The sequence below is a fragment of the Streptomyces sp. NPDC005774 genome (assembly GCF_042871645.1).
In the GTDB taxonomy this organism is placed as follows: Bacteria; Actinomycetota; Actinomycetes; order Streptomycetales; family Streptomycetaceae; genus Streptomyces; species Streptomyces pratens.
In genome coordinates this window covers 229,768-246,167 of sequence record NZ_JBIAIV010000001.1, presented here as the reverse complement: position 1 = coordinate 246,167, position 16,400 = coordinate 229,768, and the positions used below count along the sequence as shown (strand labels likewise).

Below are 16,400 nucleotides of genomic sequence, written 5' to 3'. Positions count from 1 at the left end.
GCCCCTCCCGCTTCAGATCAGTCGCGCGCTGTCATCCGTACGAACGCCGCCCACTGGTCGGCACCAACGGTCAGAACCGCATCGCCGGGCCGCTTGGAGTCGCGGACCAGCACGGCCGTACCGGCGTCCGCGACCTCGACACAGTCGCCGCCGTCGCCAGCGCTGTAGCTGCTCTTGAACCAGCTCAGCTCACCAGCAAAATCTGGGCTGTATGCCTTCATAGCTCTCCCAACAGCTTCTCGATGAAGGTCAGCGACTCTCGTGGAGTCAGCGCCTGCGCTCGCAGGACTCCATACGTTGCTTCCAACGGGCTGACCTTCTTCGGGTCCGTGTGCAAGGTGCTGAAACCCTGCACTTCCATGTATGCCATCCTGCGCTCGTTCTTCGAGTGGATCAATGTGAACGGACCAGAAAGGCCTGCATGTTCCTCTCGATCCACCGGCATGACCTGCATCTCGACGTTGCGCTGATGCCCGTAGATCAGAAGCTGCTCCAGCTGGCCGCGCCAGACTTCACGCCCGCCAAGGGGCCGCCGAAGAACGTGCTCTTCAAAGACGAAGCTCAGAAGGGGAGCTGGGCGACGTCCGAACAACCCTTGCCGCTCGAGTCGCGCCGCCACACCCTGCTCGATCGCCTCCTCGTCCAGCAAGGGACGCCACATCTGGAACACCGCCCGCGCGCATTCCTCCGTCTGCAGAAGGCCCTTGACCGCGTGGGTGACGTAGGCATGCAGCTCAACAGCCTCGGCCTCCAGCTGCACGTACCGCCGGAAGAACCCCGGATACCGAGCCTTCGCCACCTCCTCCTTCATGGCCATCAGCACGCTCCGCGCGCCCACCGCCCGGTCCACCGCGTCGATCAGCTCGGGCTTGGGGATGCGCCGCCCCTGCTCCACCGCCGCGATCTGCGCCTCGCCGTAACCGACCTGGCTCCCCAACTGCGCCTGCGTCAGCCCCGCCACTTCACGCAGCAACTTCATCTGGCGCCCGAAGCAGCGCAGGAACTCCCCGTTCGAGTCCGCGCCCGTGTCCTCCGCACCCGCGCCCGCATCCGCTCCCGACTCCATCGCGCTCGTCCCCTCAGCACATCCGTTCACCGGTCATCCGTGCTCGCACCGTAGGACGCCCCCGTGTCAACCACGCCGATAGCGGGACAAGTTGCGCCGGAAGAGTGAACGAGCAGGTCACCTCGTCCCAGGCGTCGTCCCCAACGTCCAGCGGGAGCGTCTCGCTCTCGTCGTCGTAGGTGAGTCAGGTCCCCGTCGCTGAGCGGCGTATACGACGTCGGTGTGCAGCAGCACACGCCGACTACGCCACCCCTGCCCGGGCGGTTGGAGAGGGGAGGTGGAGGTCGATCCTCGGGACTTTCCTCCTTCTCCGCAACACCCGAAGTACTCTGCGTGACAAGGGATGTTCGGACCCGGTGGGAGGTTGACGAGAGTGTCCGCACGGTGCACTGGCTGGATAGGCGAACTCCGAGGGCACACCATCATGTTCACCGGGAAAACCCTGGTGGACGGTGAATGGGTTGTCCGTGATGACTGCTTCTCTCGTTCGCAGGCATTAGGAGCTGTCCGCCAGGACAGCTTCTCCAGGAAGGTAACCCTCGTTGTCCATGGAGTGTTGGCAGGCAACGTCAAGGACACGGACCGAGGGCTGAGCAGAAAACTTCTGGCAGTCATCGACTCACGCACAGCAGGTCGACACATCCACGTGGTTGACGCTGCCGGCTACTCGGATCTTCTGTTCGGAGCTCCGGCTCAGTGCCGAAAGCTCGAGGTACAGGGCGATCACGTGACCGTCATGCCCGAGGTCGGGGAAGGGTTCCTCGGCGGCCCGTTCGACAGGCTTCGCCTGCGCACTCGGGGCATCAGTCGGTTCGAGGCCGGTGTGCTGGGGCGGGGCACGCCGCGACACGAGAAGCTGCTGTCACGCCTCATCGAGCGGGTGGCTGGACGAGCGACGCTCGACGTTCGCGCTCCGGCGCGGCGGGGCCCGCAGTTCGACCTCGGCTGGATCAGCGAACAGACCGCGTACGGCGCGTGGGTCGCGGCTCCCCAGCAATCAGTTGGCGAAGAGACGAACCGCCTCACAGAGGCCGTCGAGTACGTCGGCGGGTCGGCCCGTTCTGTTCCTCGGCACGGCCGGGTCCAGCGGGTAGTGGTGCTTGAGGATTCCGTCGACCTGAGCTCCGGGCTGAGGGAGAAGGCACAGGCGTTCGGCGTTCTGATCGGGAAAGCCAAGGACGTCCCCCGGTGAGACGGGGACCAAACGGCATGTGACGACCCGATGCGGAGAGCCCAGCTCCTCGCCGCAGGGCCTTCCGAGATTCTGTAAGGAGCCATGCTCCGTACCACGGCCACCGCCTGCTCGCTGCCCGTGTGAGGGATCGACGCGGGCGGGTAACGGGCCGCACTGGCAGGGCCATCGCCCTCGCACGAAAGCCTTCTTCACTCAACGCGTCCGCCCGTGCACGCTGCGTGCGGTAGCGTCGCCTCGACAACTCGTCTTTCGCGTGCCGCACCGGGCGCGAACGAAGGCGGCCCCCGCGACGGTTCCAGCCGTTCGCGAGGGCCTGAACCACCAGTGGAAAGAGACTCCACCCGTGATTTACCGGCACCATATCGCGCCCCCGCGCGCCTTCACCCAGCTCTCTCACGAGATCATCCGGCACCCGCGTCTGACCTCCGACGCCGTCCGTCTCCTGACCTGGCAGCTCTCCCTCCCGCAGGGGGCGCGCGAGTCCCTGTCGCGCACCGCCGAACGCGCCCACATCGGCGGGAGCGCCTTCACCCGGGCCAAGCGTCAGCTCAAGGACGAGGGCTTCGTGCACGAGCGGCGCGTCCAGGGGCCCGGCGGCCTCTGGGCCACCCAACAGCTCGTCTCCAGCACCCCGTTGAACGCGGCCGAGGCCGCCAAGCTCCTCGCGGGGATGCCCGTGGGCCCGGCCGGAGGGACCACCACCGAACGGGTATCGCCGCAGCTCGCACCGGGTGCCCGGATTCCGGCCGTCGGTGAGCCGACCACTCCGCCCACCGACGGTCATCCAAAGAAAGACCCATGGGAGAACACCTCCCACCGACCCCCCGAACCCCCCGGTCCGGGGCCGGAGCCGGAGGCAGAGACGGCAACGGCGACGGCAGCGACGGCGGAGACGGCGGAGACGGAAACGCAGCCGGAGACGACGACCGCCCCGCCCCTCCTCGAAGAGGCCCGCGCCCTCGTCTCCACCTATCCCCACCTCTCCCCCGCCCTCCACCACATCCCCCGCGCCATGCACGCCGAACTGGCCGGCCTCACCACCCACTGGCTCGCCGCCGGGCACCCGCCCGCCGCCGTCCGCCTGCACATCCTGCGCGGCCTCCCCGACGACGGCAGCACCGTCCACCGCCCCGGCGGCCTGCTGCGCTACCTCCTGCGCGACGTACCGCCCGTACCGCCCGTACCGACGGGGACGGGCCCCGCGCCGGAAGCAACCCCACCACCCGGTGGAGCCTCACCCGAGCAGCTCCTCGAACCCCGTCTGTCCCCCCGCCTGGCAGGCGCACGCGAGTGCGCGGGCGACCACACCCAGCCCACCCTCTTCCGGCCGATCGCCGACGAAGCCCTGTGCCGGGACTGCACGGCCCGCTCCGTACCGCCGAGGTGAGTCGCACCGTCCGGGCCAGGACCGGGGCATCGGCTCGGCACCCGAACGAACAGGGCCTCCGCTCCGTCGGTATCCGTGAGGCCGGACGCGGCTTCGGGCCGGGACACGTCGACAGGGGACACGTCCTGGCCCTCCGCTGCATCTACCGGGAGAACTCCATGAGCCGGTCGGGGCGAACCCCTCGCATGCTTCTGGTGGCAGCCATAGTGATGCCGACTGCGGCCTGCGCATCGGGCAGCGGCGACGGAGACGAGCAGGCGGCGTCCTGCGCCTACCGTGTCCTCGGAACGGATTCCGTGGTTCGGCTGCCGGAGCGGGCGGCGGAGTCATGACCTCTGTCCAGAGCTTCTGGGTCGGGATCAGTCCTCGCGGATGCTGAGCAGGTCGCCGGGCCCGCAGTTCAGTTCGCGGCAGATCGCGGTGAGGGTGGAGAAGCGGATCGCCTTCGCCCGGTCGTTCTTGAGAACGGAGAGGTTGACCACCGTCACCCCGACCCTGACCGCCAGTTCGGACAGGGTCATGCCGCGCTCGGCCAGCAGTCGGTCCAGGTGGACCTGGACCTGGTGTCCCTCCTCCGGCGGCATCAGACCAGCCCCTCGGTGTCGGCGCGCAGCCTCGTGCCGCGCCGGAAGACTTCACCCAGGGCCAGGATGAGGAAGGAGAGCAGGACGTACTCGCCGGTGAAGGTGGCCGAGAAGGGGATCTGGTCGGCCACGGGGGTGCCGCTCACCAGCATCTCCGTGGTGATCGCCAGGAGCGCCGGGGCGATGACGGCCTGCACCAGCACCGTGAGCCCTATGACGCTCAGGCGTCGGGCGTTCATCGGCACGAAGACGTCGCCGTCGCGCAGGGTCCTGGCCACCTTGAGGAGGAGGGCCAGGATGAGGAGCAGGGACAGGCCGCCGATGATCTCCGGCAGGGCGAGCAGCAGGCGCTGACCCAGGTCGGGGCCGACGAAGACGAGGTCGGCCCGGTGGGTGCCTGTGAGGGTCATGCCGTGGCCCGCCACCGCGTCGGTCACGGTGCCCGGCACCCGGGTCGTGGTCTCGGCCTCGATCTCGCGGGTGTCCACCGGATCGATGAGACCGACCACCCCGAGGGCCGGGAGCAGCACCCCGAAGACGCCGACCAGCAGAGCGGCCAGGCCCAGAGCGGCCTCCAGCAACCCGCTGTCGGTCCGGCTCCACCAGGACTTCGTACCCATGATCTCCCCTGCCGATCGCAGCACGCATATCGTTTATCGATACTATCGATAAACGATATGCGTGCTGTCAAGAAGACGCATCCGCTCCAGCGAGCCCGTTCACCCTGAGAGTCGCCGGTCGGGCCGTGGCCGGCTGTCCGGGACGTAGATCATCCGCCGGCGGACGATCTCAAGGCTTGTGAGGACGAGGAGGGCCCGTAGGAGCGTGGTGGCGTGCCGGGCCTGAAGGCGGAGTCCGGTCAGGACGCGTCAGTTCTTCAGGTGCGCGAAGGCGTGCCCGCAGGCCGCTGGACGCACCGACCAGGACCCCGGCCACAGAGGTGGACCGTGCCGAGGGGCGGCTTCTCGGACCGCCTCACCCGGGCGTGACCTCACCCACCCCCCCCCAGCACGCCGACAACCCCGACAGCCCTCCGCCCCACCGCCACAGAAACCGTCCGTAGGCACGTCATTGCTGGTCACAGCCTCGTCGACACGGAATCTTCGGGGCATGACCACCCCCACCTTCGCCCTCCGCTTCTCCCCCACCCCACGCGGCGCCCGGCTCGCCCGACGCCTCGCCTCCCAGCAGACGGACGCCTGGGGGTGGCCCTACGGCAGCCCGGTGCACGACACCGTCGAACTGGTCGTCGCCGAGCTGGCCGCCAACGCCGTCACCCACGGCCGGGTCCCCGGCCGGGACGCCGAGCTGCGGCTCAGCAGGGACGCGGACGGGACCCGGCTGCGCGTGGAGGTGAGCGACGCGCGCGGAGAGCGGCTGCCCGTCCCGGCGGCGGATGGCGGGCCGCTCACGGAGGGCGGCCGGGGGCTCGCCCTCGTCGCGGCGCTCGCCGAGGAGTGGGGCGTCGCCGAGCGGCCGGGGGCACCCGGCAAGACCGTGTGGGCGCTCGTCGCCACCAGCACGGACACCAGCCCCGTACCCGGCCGGGCCCCCGACCCGGTCGGCTGCCCGGCCCTCGGCCCCGTCCTCGCCCCGTCCTCGCCCGTCACCCTTCCCTCGGACACGGCACGGGCCTGATCCACGCTCGCCCCGCCCTGCCCCCATTGCCGCCCCGCCACCCGCCTCACCTCGTCTTCCGGTCCCGTCCACCCCCGATCCCGCCGCCCCGCCCCGGCACCCTTGTGTGGCCTGGCAGGATTGGGGGGACTTGTGTGGGATGCCATGGGGATCGGGAGCGTTATATGGCCAGGGGTGGCGGCGACACCGTCGTACTGAGGGACGTCCTCGACATCAAGGAGGACGTCACCGCCGGGGACTTCAAGATCGAGCTGTCCCAGGGGTTCCGGGGCGACTCGGCCGGGCGGGTCGAGGAGTACGTGGTGACCCCGCAGCTCCAGGAGGAGTTCCGCAGGGCGCTGAAGCTGGTGCGGGGCGCGGTGCGCAAGGGGTCCTCCGAGGCGGCCTACCTGCACGGGTCCTTCGGCGCCGGTAAGAGCCACTTCCTGACCGTGCTGCACGCCGTCCTCAACGGCGAACCGGCCGCCCGCGCCAAGCCGCGACTGCGCGAGGTCATCGCCGAGCACGACGAGTGGATGCGCGGCAAGCGGTTCCTGATGGTGCCGTACCACCTCGTCGGCGCCGCCAACCTGGACGAGGCACTGCTCGGCGGGTACGTGCGGACCGTACGCGACCTGCATCCGAACGCGCCGACCCCGGTCGTGTTCCGCTCCGACGCCCTGCTCGCCGACGCCCGCCGCTTGCGGGAGCAGCTCGGCGACGAGGCGTTCGTCGGACTGCTGCCCGCCGGCGCCCCGGCGGGCGGGGGCGCGGACGACGATGACGACGAACTCCAGGTGATCGGCACCGGCGGGGCCTGGACCTCCGCCGAGCTGGACGAGGCCTTCGCCGCGCCCGCCGGTGACCCGCGCCGGGAGCGGCTGGAGTCGACCCTGCTCACCGGCCCGCTCCAGTCGTACGCCGAGAGCGCGCGCGGCGACGCCGCCAAGTACGTGCCGCTGGAGAACGGGCTCGCCGCGATCAGCCGGCACGCCCGGTCGCTGGAGTACGACGGTGTGGTGCTGTTCCTGGACGAGCTGGTGCTGTGGCTCCAGGCGCACATGCGGGACCGCACCTTCGTCAACAACGAGATCCAGAAACTGGTCAAACTGATCGAGTCCGGCGACGCCGACCGGCCGGTGCCGATCGTGTCGCTGATCTCCCGGCAGCGCGATCTGTCGCAGCTTGTCGGGGCCGACGTCCTCGGCGCCGACGTCAAGGCGATGGAGCAGGCCCTCGAGTACCTGAACGAGCGGTTCACCACCGTCGACCTGGAGGACCGCAACCTCCCGGAGATCATCAAGGAACGGGTGCTCAAGCCGCGGCCCGGCAAGGAGGAGGTGCTGGAGAACGCCTTCGCCGGGATCGACCGCTCCAACCAGCAGGTCAAGGACATCCTGCTGGACGGCGGCGGCGCCACCCACGCCGACTGGACCGGCTTCCGGTCCGTCTACCCGCTCTCCCCCGCCCTGCTCAACGTGCTCGTCGCCCTCTCCGGCGCCCTCCAGCGCGAACGGACCGGACTCAAACTCGTCCAGCAGCTGCTGGAGAAGAACGCCGACGCCGCCGTCGGACAGCTCATCCCGCTCGGCGACCTGTGGGACGTCCTCGTCGACGGCACCGGAGCCGCCTTCACCGACAAACTGAAGCGCGAGTCCGAAGCCGCCGTGAAGTTCTACACCAAGGCGCGCACCCACCTCCTGGACAAGTACGGCTCCGACACGCACGCCGAGTTCCGGGCCGACGACCGGTTCGTCAAGACACTGCTGCTGGGCGCGCTCGCCCCCGACGTGCCCGCGCTGCGGCGGCTGACCGGGGCACGGCTCGCCGCCCTCAACCACGGCTCCGTGCGCTCGCGGACCGTGCCCGCCGGAGACGTCGTCGTCCGGCGCATGCGGGACCTCCAGGCCACGTTCCCCTCCGAGGTCCGGTCCGACGGCGAAGCCGACCCGGTGTTCTCGCTGCACCTGTCCGACCTCGACATCGAGCCGCTGCTGGACGCCGTCGCCGACGAGGACAAGGCGGGCGTACGCCGGGTGTGGCTGCGCGACCGGCTGTGGGAGGCGGCCGGGGTGCGCGACGGGCAGTTCGTCGCCGAGAAGGAGATCGTCTGGCGCGGCACGCGCCGCGTCGCCGAGTTCGTCTTCGGCAACGTACGGGACCGCTCCGACCTGCCCGACGAACAGTTCACCCCCGCCACGGCCGGCCATGTGCGGTTCGTCGTCGACTACCCCTTCGACGACGGCGACCACTACCCCAGCGACGACTTCCACCGCGTCGAGGAACTGAGGAAGGACGGGGTCACCGCCCCGACCCTGGTGTGGCTCACCGACTTCTTCTCCGACCAGCGCAGGGCCCAGCTCGGCCGGCTGATGCGCATCAACTTCCTGCTGGAACGCGACCGGCTCACCGACTACACCGGCACCTTCCCGCCCGACGACCGGACCAAGGTCAGGCGGCAGCTGGAGGTCGCCCGCGACACCCTCACCGACCAGCTCACCGGCGCCCTCGCCGAGGTGTACGGGCTGGCCCGGCCGACCGACTCCAACCCCGGCCCCGAGGTGCCGGACGGGCGCCATGTGCTCTCGCTCCAGCCCGAGTTCGGGCAGCCCCGGGAGGAGGGCGGCAAGGGCTTCGAGGCGAACGTGCAGCACCTCGCCGACGGCATGTTCTCCGCCCTGCACCCCAAGCACCCCGACTTCGGGCCGGACCTCAAGGGCCAGCGCAAGGCGGTGACGGCCGGTGAGCTGCGTACGGCCCTGGAGTGGATCACCCGGGCCATGGACGAGGGCGGGCGCGCCCAGAACGTCGACAGCCACCACCTGAAGACCGTCAAACGGATCGTGGAACCGCTGGAACTGGGCACGGTCCACGACGGTCCGCTCGTCATGCGGCAGGACTGGCGCACCCGCATCAACCAGGCCGCGTCCGTCCACAAGCAGCGCGGTGACCTCGCCGTCGAGGACATCCGCGGCTGGATCACCAAGGACCTCGGGTACGGCGGCCTCGACAAGCTCACCGGGAACCTCCTCATCTCCGCCTACGCGCTCCTCGACGACCGGGCCTGGGCGTACCAGGGCGGCCCGGAGCGGGAGGCGCCCGCGCTGCACGAGATCGGCCCCGGCTGGTCGCTGCGCGCACAGCCGCTGCCCAGCGAGGAGGAGTACGCGGCGGCCCGCGAGCGGGCGGCCCGGCTGCTCGGCGTCTCCGCCAAGCCGAACATGTACGCGCGCAACGTCAACCGGCTCGCCGACGGCATCCGCGCCAGGGCGGAGGCGTGGGAGAAGGACGTGGCCGGAGTGCGGGCCTCGCTGGACCGCCACGCCGCGCTGCTCGGCCTCGACGGCCCGGACCAGACCGCTCCGGCCGCTCCGGCCGCTCCGACCGCTCCAGACGCTTCGGCCGCTCCCCGTACCGCGATCCTGCGGGAGGCCGCCGCCCTGCTGGCCCGGCTCACCCGGCACGGCAGCGACGCCACCGCGCTGGTGCGCGAACTGGCCTCCGCGTCGTACACCGCGACCGAACGCGACCTCAACACCGCCATGGGCAGCGCCGGCGAGGTGCTGCGGGCCCTCGACGACGCCCCCTGGCCCGTCCTCGGCAACGTACGCGGTCTGACCGGCCGCGAGGACGGCGTGGGCGACCGGGCCCGGCGGCTCTTCGACGAGATCGCGCTGACCGCGCGGGCCTCGGAGTTCGAACGGTCCCTGGTGCCGGTGCTCGCGGAGGCGGGCGAGCGGGCCAACGCGATCATCAACGCCGCGCTCCAGGTGGAGAACGTGTTCACCACCCGGCAGGAGCCTGTGCCGGGGCCGCGGGACGTGCGGGTCACCGAGCCGGAGGTGGCCACGCACCATCCGGGCGCGGGGCAGGCCGAAGAAGGGGCGACGGACGCCCAGGCTCCTCAGCCGGCTTCCACCGCTCAGGAGAACGGTCAGGACCGCACCCGGCGAGCGGGGCACCGGCGCATCGCCGCCACCGGCGCCACCCCGCTGGAGGAGCAGCTGGCCGGTGAACTCGCGGGCGTCCGGGACGACATCCGCGCCTACCTCGCCGCCCACCCGGGCGCCACGGTGGAGGTCAGCTGGAAGCCGGTCGCGGCCGACAGGTCCGACGCGTCCGACGCGTCCGGTGACGGCGCCGAAGGCGTCGAGGGGGCCCGCTGATGGCGGCCCGGCCCGCCGCCGGGCGGCGTGCCGTCGAGGTGCTGCTGGAGGCCGAGCTGCCCCGCGCCGAAGGGCGTCGGCTGGTGCTGGTCGACGCGGTGTGGGCGGGCGGCGAGGAGGAACGCGAGTTCACGGTCCAGGTGGACGGCGTCGCGCGCCGGGTGCACGTCACCGACCAGGACTCGCCGCTCGGCATCGCCGACGCCTGGCGGCACCACACCACCGCCGTCGACCCGGACGGCGACAGCGTCCTCGTCGTCACCGGCCTGGTCCCCGCCGACCAGCTCGGCTGGGACCTGCGCGGGCACGCGGTGCGCCGCCGGCCGCTGGCCGTCGAGCGGGCCGACATCGTCAAGCAGCTGTTCGGAGCGGGCGACCTGGACACCCGCATGGTGCGCGAGAACTGGCTCCTCGACGCCCTCCTGGAGGCCGAGCCGTCCGGCGGCTGGCCCCGGGCGGGCTCCGTCCTCACCCGGAACCGGGCCCTGCGCGCCCTGCTCGCCGCCCGCGTCGGCCTCGGCGACACCAGCGACGAATCGCTGGACCTGGACGCCGACACCCTCTTCGACTGGAGCCGCACACCGGCCGGTCCCCGGCGGTTCGCCGAACTGCCGGAGCAGGAGCGAACCGGTCTCACCACCTGGCTGGAGGAGGTGACCGGCCCCGCCGCGCCCACGCTGCTCGCACTCGCCGCCGACGGACGCGGCGCCGACGCCCTGCCCCTGGGCGCGCTGGCATCGGCCGCCCTGACCTGCCCGGCCGCCGCCGACGCCGGATTCGCGCTCGGCACGCTCTTCGGACGTGCCCTCGGCTCGTTCGACGCGCTCGCCCCCTACGCGTCGGCCGCCACCGGCGTCCTGACCCGGTGGATCGCCCAGGCGGAAGCGGGCGGCAGCGCGGGCACGGACGCACGGGCCCGTGTCCTGGCCGTGCTGGAACGCGCCGACCGGCTCGCCGACACCGCGCACCTGACCGGGCTGCTCGCCGGGGACCGGCTGCTGCCCTCCGGCTACCGGGCCCGGCTACGGACCCTCGCCGCCTCGCTCGACGGGCGGCCCGGCCCCGCGCGGACCGCGCTGCGCGACCTCGCCGACCACCAGCTCGCCGTTCTCCACGCGGACTCCACCGAACGCGCCCGTACCGCCGTACGCCTGCTGCGCTGGCTCGACGGCCCGCAAGCCGCGCAGGAATCCGTCGGCAGAAGCGTGCGCCACCACCTGGAGTCCACCGGCTGGGTGGACCTGGCGACCGGCATCCTCGCCGAGGGCGACGCCTCACGCGACAGCGGGATCGGAGAGGCGTACCACCGGCTGATCGGCCGCGTCCGCGACCGGCGCCGACAGCTCGACGAGTCGTTCGCCGCGACCCTGGCCATCTGGACGGAGGCCGCCTCGCAGCAGGCACCGCACGGGGCGCTGCTGATCGAGGACGTGCTCGCCCAGGCCGCCGCACCACTGGCCCGCGACGGCGGCCGGCCCCTCGTGCTCGTCCTGGACGGGATGAGCGCCGACGTCGCCGTGGAACTAGCCGCCGGGCTCGCCCCGCGGTCCTGGACCGAGATCGTCCCCGCCTCACCGGTGGGCCGCCGCCCCGGCCGCCTCGCCGCCGTCGCCATGCTGCCCACCCTCACCCGGATCAGCCGCGCCTCGCTGCTGAGCGGAGCCCCCGCCGAGGGCGGGCAGGACACCGAACGCGCCGGGTTCACCGCCTTCTGGAAGAAACGGCACCGCGAAGCCGTGCTCTTCCACAAGGGCGGCTACGAAGGGACGGCCGGGCACCGGCTCGCCCCCGCCCTCCTCGAAGCCCTCGCCGACGAAAGACGCGTCATCGGCGTGATCGTCAACACCATCGACGACGCGCTCGCCGACGGACGCGACAACGGGCGCGCCCGCTGGCGCCCGACCGACATCGCCAAACTGGCCGACCTGCTCGACGCCGCCCGCGGCGCGGGCCGGCCGGTCCTGCTCGTCTCCGACCACGGGCACATCCTGGACCGCAGCCCCCGCGAGTCCGGTCCCGCCGTGTCCGAGGGCGTGCAGGGCGCCCGCTGGCGCACCGGCCCGGCCGGGCCCGGAGAAGTAGAACTCACCGGGCCGCGGGTACGGACCGCGGGCGGGCGGATCACCGCCGCCTGGCGCGACGACCTGCGCTACACCGCCCGCCAGGCCGGATACCACGGAGGCGCCTCGCTCGCCGAAGTCACCGTGCCCGTCCTGGCGTTCGTCCCAGCCGGCATCGAGATCCCCGCCGGCTGGACCGCCCTGCCCGCGGAGAACACCACCCCCGAGTGGTGGCGCGGGGACGCCGAAGCCGCACAGCCGCAGGAACCCGCACCGGCCCCCCGCGGCGGCAAGAGAGGTGGCGGCGGCAAGGGCGGCGGCAGCCGCAAGCAGCAGCCGCAGCACGAAAGCCTGTTCTCCCAGCCGGGGCGAGGCACGGTCGGCGAACAGACCGTACGCAGCAAGCCGTTCGAGACACAGCGCGAGTTCGTGCGCAACGCGCCCGGCAACACGGCCGTGGCCGCCGTGCTCGACGCCCTGCTCACAGCCGGCGGCAAACTCTCCCCCGCCGCCGTCGCCGCCGCCGCCCAGGCCGCCACCGGCAAGTCGGAACGCAACCCCCAGCGGTTCGTCACCATGCTCGAACGGCTCCTCAACATCGACGGCTACCCCGTGCTCCAACTGGTGGAGTCCGGGCGCACCGTCCACCTCGACAGGGAGCTGCTGCGCCAGCAGTTCCCGGAAGGCACCGCCCCGTGAGCACCCCGATCCCGCCCCCGGCCCCGCACGCGCCAAGCACCCCCGGCATCAGCGCCGCCCGAGCCCGCGACGTCGTCGACGCCCTGCGCCGCGGCACCGTGCCGCAGCAGGGGCTCGGACTGTTCGCCGTCGGCCTGGAGCGGTTCGCGGACGCCCTCGACGACGACCTCGCCACCGTCGTACGCGGCGGCTCCGCCTTCCACGCGCTGCGCGGCGAGTACGGCTCCGGCAAGACCTTCTTCGCGCGCTGGCTGGCCGAGCGGGCGAAACGGCGCGGCCTGGCCGTCAGCGAGGTCCAGATCTCCGAGACGGAGACGCCGCTGCACCGCCTGGAGACCGTATACCGGCGGCTCACCGAACGCCTGACCACCTCCACACACCCGGCCTCCGCGCTGCGCGCCGTGATCGACTCCTGGTTCTACGCGCTGGAGGAGGAGGTCCTCGACGCCGGAGACGCCGACGAGAACGACGAGGCCGGGCTCGCCCGTGCCGTCGACGAACTGCTGGAACGGCGGCTCGCGGACGTGGCCCGCACCACACCCGCCTTCTCCGCCGCACTGCGCGGCTACCGCGAGGCCGTGGCCGCCGGGGACGGCGCGCGGGCCGAGGCGCTGATCGCCTGGCTCGGCGGGCAGAAGTCCGTCGCCGCCGCCGCCAAGCGGGCCGCCGGAGTACGCGGCGACCTCGACCACTTCGCCGCGCTCGGCTTCCTCCAGGGCCTGCTGACCGTCCTGCGGGACTGCGGACACCCCGGCCTCCTGCTGGTCCTCGACGAGGTGGAGACCCTCCAGCGGGTACGCGGCGACGTACGGGAGAAGTCCCTGAACGCCCTGCGCCAACTCCTCGACGAGATCGACGCGGGCCGCTTCCCCGGCCTGTTCCTCGTCATCACCGGCACCCCCGCCTTCTACGACGGACAGCAGGGCGTGCAACGCCTCGCACCACTCGCCCAACGGCTGGCGACCGACTTCACCACCGACCCGCGCTTCGACTCCCCGCGCGCCGTCCAACTGCGCCTGACCGGCTTCGACCTGGCCTCCCTCGGACAACTGGGCCGCAAGGTACGCGGGGTGTACGAGGCCACGGCCCGCCACCCCGAACGGATCACCGCACGGGCCGACGACGCCTACCTCGACGAACTGGCCCGTGCCGTCACCGGATCGCTCGGCGGCAAGGCCGGCATCGCGCCCCGGCTGTACCTGCGGAAACTGGTCGCCGACATCCTCGACCGCATCGACACCTTCGACGACTTCGACCCACGCACCCACTACACGCTCACCGTGAACACCTCGGAACTCGACGAGGTGGAACGCAACGCGGCCGCGAACGCCGGAGACGTGGAGCTGGAGCTGCCGTGAGCGCCGACGCGCTGGACCTGCTCGACCCGATCCTCACCCACCACATCGTCAACTCGCTGGGCTGGCGCTCCCTCAGACCACTCCAGGAACAGGCGATCGAACCCCTGCTGTCCGGGCAGGATGCCGTACTGCTGGCCCCCACCGCCGGCGGCAAGACGGAGGCCGCCGCCTTCCCCCTGCTCACCCGCGCCGGGCGGCACGGGTGGAAGGGCACCGGCATCCTGTACGTCACCCCGCTGAAGGCCCTCCTCAACAACCTGCACCCCCGGCTGGAGACGTACACGGGCTGGGTGGGCCGGACCGCGGAACTGTGGCACGGCGACATCGCCTCGAGCCGGCGCCGGCGCATCCTGACCCAGCGCCCCGACCTCCTGCTCACCACGCCCGAGTCGCTGGAGGCCATGCTGGTCAGCACCCATGTGGACCACCGGGCGTTCTTCTCCGGGCTGCACAGCGTGGTGGTCGACGAGGTGCACGCGTTCGCGGGCGACGACCGCGGCTGGCATCTGCTCGCCGTACTGGAACGGCTCCAGAAGCTCGTCGAGCGGCCGGTGCAGCGGATCGGGCTGTCCGCCACCGTCGGCAACCCCCACGAGCTGCTGGACTGGCTCCAGGGGTCGGGGCGGGGGCGACGGCCGGGGCAGGTCATCGCGCCCGGTGTCGCGCTGCCCAGACCGGAGGTGCGGGCCGGACTCTCCGCGCCGGACGCGCCGGACGCGCCGGGTACGCCGAGTACGCGTGTGCCGGGTACGGGTGTGCCGGGTACGGATGCGCCGGGTACATCGGGTACGGATGCGCCGGGTGCGAGTGTGCCGCCGGGCGACATCGAACTGGACTACGTCGGCTCCGTCGCCAACGCGGCCACCGTCATCTCCGCCCTGCACAAGGGTGAGAAGCGCCTGGTCTTCTGCGAGAGCCGGCGCACCGTCGAGGAACTGGGCGAGCAGCTCCGGCTGCGCGGCGTGACCACCTTCCTCTCCCACGCCTCCCTCTCCACCGACGAACGGCGGCGCGCGGAGGAGGCGTTCGCCGAGGCCCGCGACTGTGTCATCGTCTCTACCAGCACCCTGGAACTCGGCATCGACGTCGGCGACCTGGACCGGGTCGTCCAACTCGACGCACCCGCCACGGTCGCCTCGTTCCTGCAGCGCCTCGGCCGTACCGGACGCCGTCCCGGCACCCACCGCAACTGCCTTTTCCTCGCCCTGGACGACGAGGGTTTCCTGGCCGCCGCGGCCCTGCTGCTGGCCTGGTCGCGCGGCTGGGTGGAGCCGGTGATCCCACCTCCCGAGCCGCGGCATCTCGTGGCCCAGCAACTGCTCGCACTGTGCCTCCAGGAGCACCGCGTCGGGGAGAACCTGTGGCAGGAGTGGTGGGGCGGTCTCGGCGTGTTCGGTGCCGCCGCCGAACCCGTCGTACGGCACCTGGTGGAACAGGGCTACCTGGAGCGGGACTCGGGCACCCTGTTCATCGGACCCGAGGCCGAACGCCGCTTCGGGCACCGGCACTTCATGAACCTGACGGCCTCGTTCACCGCACCGCCCGAGTTCACCGTGCTCAGCGGGCGCACGGAGATCGGCCGTACCGACCCGGACCTGCTCACCGAGGAGACCGACGGCCCGCGCAAGCTGCTTCTGGCGGGCCGCAGCTGGCTGGTGACGTACATCGACTGGCGGCGCAGACGCTGCTTCGTGGAGCCCGCGGACGAGGGCGGGCGCGCCAAGTGGAGCGGCTTCGGGGCGCATCGCGTCCGGTCGTTCACCCTGGCCCGTGCCGTACGCGATGTGCTGCTCGGGGGCAGCCCTCCCGTGCTCCTGACCCGTCGGGCGGAGGCGAAGCTCGCGGAAGCCCGGGAGAAGCACCTGGACGTGGTGCATCCGACGGGCACGGTCATCACCCGCCGAGGTGCCGACGACGTGCGCTGGTGGACCTGGGCCGGGCACCGGGCGAACGCCACTCTGGCCGCCTCGCTTCCCTCCGTCGTCCTGCGGCACCGGACGGTCGACGACCGCTTCGTCCGGCTGCGCGAGGACGCGACCCCGCAGTCGTGGCGGGCGGCGGTGGAGGACGCCGGGACGGGACTGACCCTGCCCGAGGTGGACCCGCACGCCGTGCGGGGGCTGAAGTTCGCGGAAGCGCTGCCCGCGCGGCTGGCGGAGGCCACCCTCGCCGCTCGGCTGGAGGACGCCGAAGGCGCACGGGCGGCACTGGCTGAACCGGTCCGGTTCCTGCTGCGACAGGACGGCTGACAGAACCCGCCTGCGGAGT

11 protein-coding genes are annotated in these 16,400 nt (G+C 72.0%); 7 read left to right on the top strand and 4 right to left on the bottom strand.

Annotation, left to right across the window (positions count from 1 at the left end):
- Positions 1-17: 17 nt before the first annotated feature.
- A complete protein-coding gene (locus ACFYQA_RS01220) occupies positions 18-221 on the bottom strand; it encodes a DUF397 domain-containing protein (RefSeq protein WP_388909801.1) in 204 nt (67 codons plus the stop codon).
- Positions 218-1,066, bottom strand: coding sequence for a Scr1 family TA system antitoxin-like transcriptional regulator (locus ACFYQA_RS01215; protein WP_388909798.1), 849 nt, complete (start codon positions 1,064-1,066; stop codon positions 218-220). The genes ACFYQA_RS01220 and ACFYQA_RS01215 overlap by 4 nt, the downstream gene beginning before the upstream one ends.
- A 424-nt stretch (positions 1,067-1,490) precedes the next feature.
- Here ACFYQA_RS01215 and ACFYQA_RS01210 point away from each other — a divergent pair, with 424 nt between their 5' ends.
- Complete coding sequence (locus tag ACFYQA_RS01210; protein WP_388909795.1) at positions 1,491-2,258, top strand: hypothetical protein; 768 nt, start codon at positions 1,491-1,493, stop codon at positions 2,256-2,258.
- A 346-nt stretch (positions 2,259-2,604) separates the two neighbouring features.
- A complete protein-coding gene (locus ACFYQA_RS01205) occupies positions 2,605-3,648 on the top strand; it encodes a hypothetical protein (RefSeq protein ID WP_388909792.1) in 1,044 nt (347 codons plus the stop codon).
- 359 nt (positions 3,649-4,007) lie between these two features.
- On the opposite strand, the gene ACFYQA_RS01200 is transcribed toward ACFYQA_RS01205, so the two are convergent.
- Positions 4,008-4,232 carry a helix-turn-helix domain-containing protein gene (locus ACFYQA_RS01200; RefSeq protein ID WP_388909789.1) on the bottom strand — a complete coding sequence of 75 codons (225 nt, stop codon included), beginning with the start codon at positions 4,230-4,232 and terminating at the stop codon, positions 4,008-4,010.
- On the bottom strand, positions 4,232-4,852 hold the full coding sequence (locus ACFYQA_RS01195) for a DUF2975 domain-containing protein (protein WP_388909786.1): 621 nt from the start codon (positions 4,850-4,852) through the stop codon (positions 4,232-4,234). Before ACFYQA_RS01195 ends, ACFYQA_RS01200 begins: the two co-directional genes overlap by 1 nt.
- A 490-nt stretch (positions 4,853-5,342) precedes the next feature.
- Between ACFYQA_RS01195 and ACFYQA_RS01190 the strand changes: the two genes are divergently transcribed.
- From ACFYQA_RS01190 to ACFYQA_RS01170, 5 genes are all read left to right on the top strand, one after another.
- On the top strand, positions 5,343-5,870 hold the full coding sequence (locus tag ACFYQA_RS01190; RefSeq protein ID WP_388909783.1) for an ATP-binding protein: 528 nt from the start codon (positions 5,343-5,345) through the stop codon (positions 5,868-5,870).
- Positions 5,871-6,034: 164 nt separating this feature from the next.
- Positions 6,035-10,015, top strand: coding sequence for a hypothetical protein (locus ACFYQA_RS01185; RefSeq protein WP_388909780.1), 3,981 nt, complete (start codon positions 6,035-6,037; stop codon positions 10,013-10,015).
- Entirely contained in the window at positions 10,015-12,774 is a 2,760-nt protein-coding gene (gene pglZ, locus ACFYQA_RS01180) for a BREX-2 system phosphatase PglZ (protein WP_388909777.1), read from the top strand. Before ACFYQA_RS01185 ends, pglZ begins: the two co-directional genes overlap by 1 nt.
- The gene (gene brxD / locus ACFYQA_RS01175; RefSeq protein WP_388909774.1) at positions 12,771-14,132 is read left to right on the top strand and encodes a BREX system ATP-binding protein BrxD; all 1,362 of its coding nucleotides are present in this window, start codon (positions 12,771-12,773) and stop codon (positions 14,130-14,132) included. Before pglZ ends, brxD begins: the two co-directional genes overlap by 4 nt.
- Positions 14,129-16,381: a DEAD/DEAH box helicase gene (locus ACFYQA_RS01170; RefSeq protein WP_388909771.1), complete on the top strand. Its 2,253-nt coding sequence runs from the start codon at positions 14,129-14,131 to the stop codon at positions 16,379-16,381. The genes brxD and ACFYQA_RS01170 overlap by 4 nt, the downstream gene beginning before the upstream one ends.
- Positions 16,382-16,400 lie beyond the last annotated feature (19 nt).

Excerpts from the sequence above, each read along its gene's own strand:
- ACFYQA_RS01220 (WP_388909801.1), bottom strand. The coding sequence starts at position 221 with ATGAAGGCATACAGCCCAGATTTTGCTGGTGAGCTGAGCTGGTTCAAG.
- pglZ (WP_388909777.1), top strand. The coding sequence starts at position 10,015 with ATGGCGGCCCGGCCCGCCGCCGGGCGGCGTGCCGTCGAGGTGCTGCTG.
- ACFYQA_RS01195 (WP_388909786.1), bottom strand. The coding sequence starts at position 4,852 with ATGGGTACGAAGTCCTGGTGGAGCCGGACCGACAGCGGGTTGCTGGAG.
- ACFYQA_RS01215 (WP_388909798.1), bottom strand. The coding sequence starts at position 1,066 with ATGGAGTCGGGAGCGGATGCGGGCGCGGGTGCGGAGGACACGGGCGCG.
- ACFYQA_RS01200 (WP_388909789.1), bottom strand. The coding sequence starts at position 4,232 with ATGCCGCCGGAGGAGGGACACCAGGTCCAGGTCCACCTGGACCGACTG.
- ACFYQA_RS01210 (WP_388909795.1), top strand. The coding sequence starts at position 1,491 with ATGTTCACCGGGAAAACCCTGGTGGACGGTGAATGGGTTGTCCGTGAT.
- ACFYQA_RS01190 (WP_388909783.1), top strand. The coding sequence starts at position 5,343 with ATGACCACCCCCACCTTCGCCCTCCGCTTCTCCCCCACCCCACGCGGC.
- ACFYQA_RS01185 (WP_388909780.1), top strand. The coding sequence starts at position 6,035 with ATGGCCAGGGGTGGCGGCGACACCGTCGTACTGAGGGACGTCCTCGAC.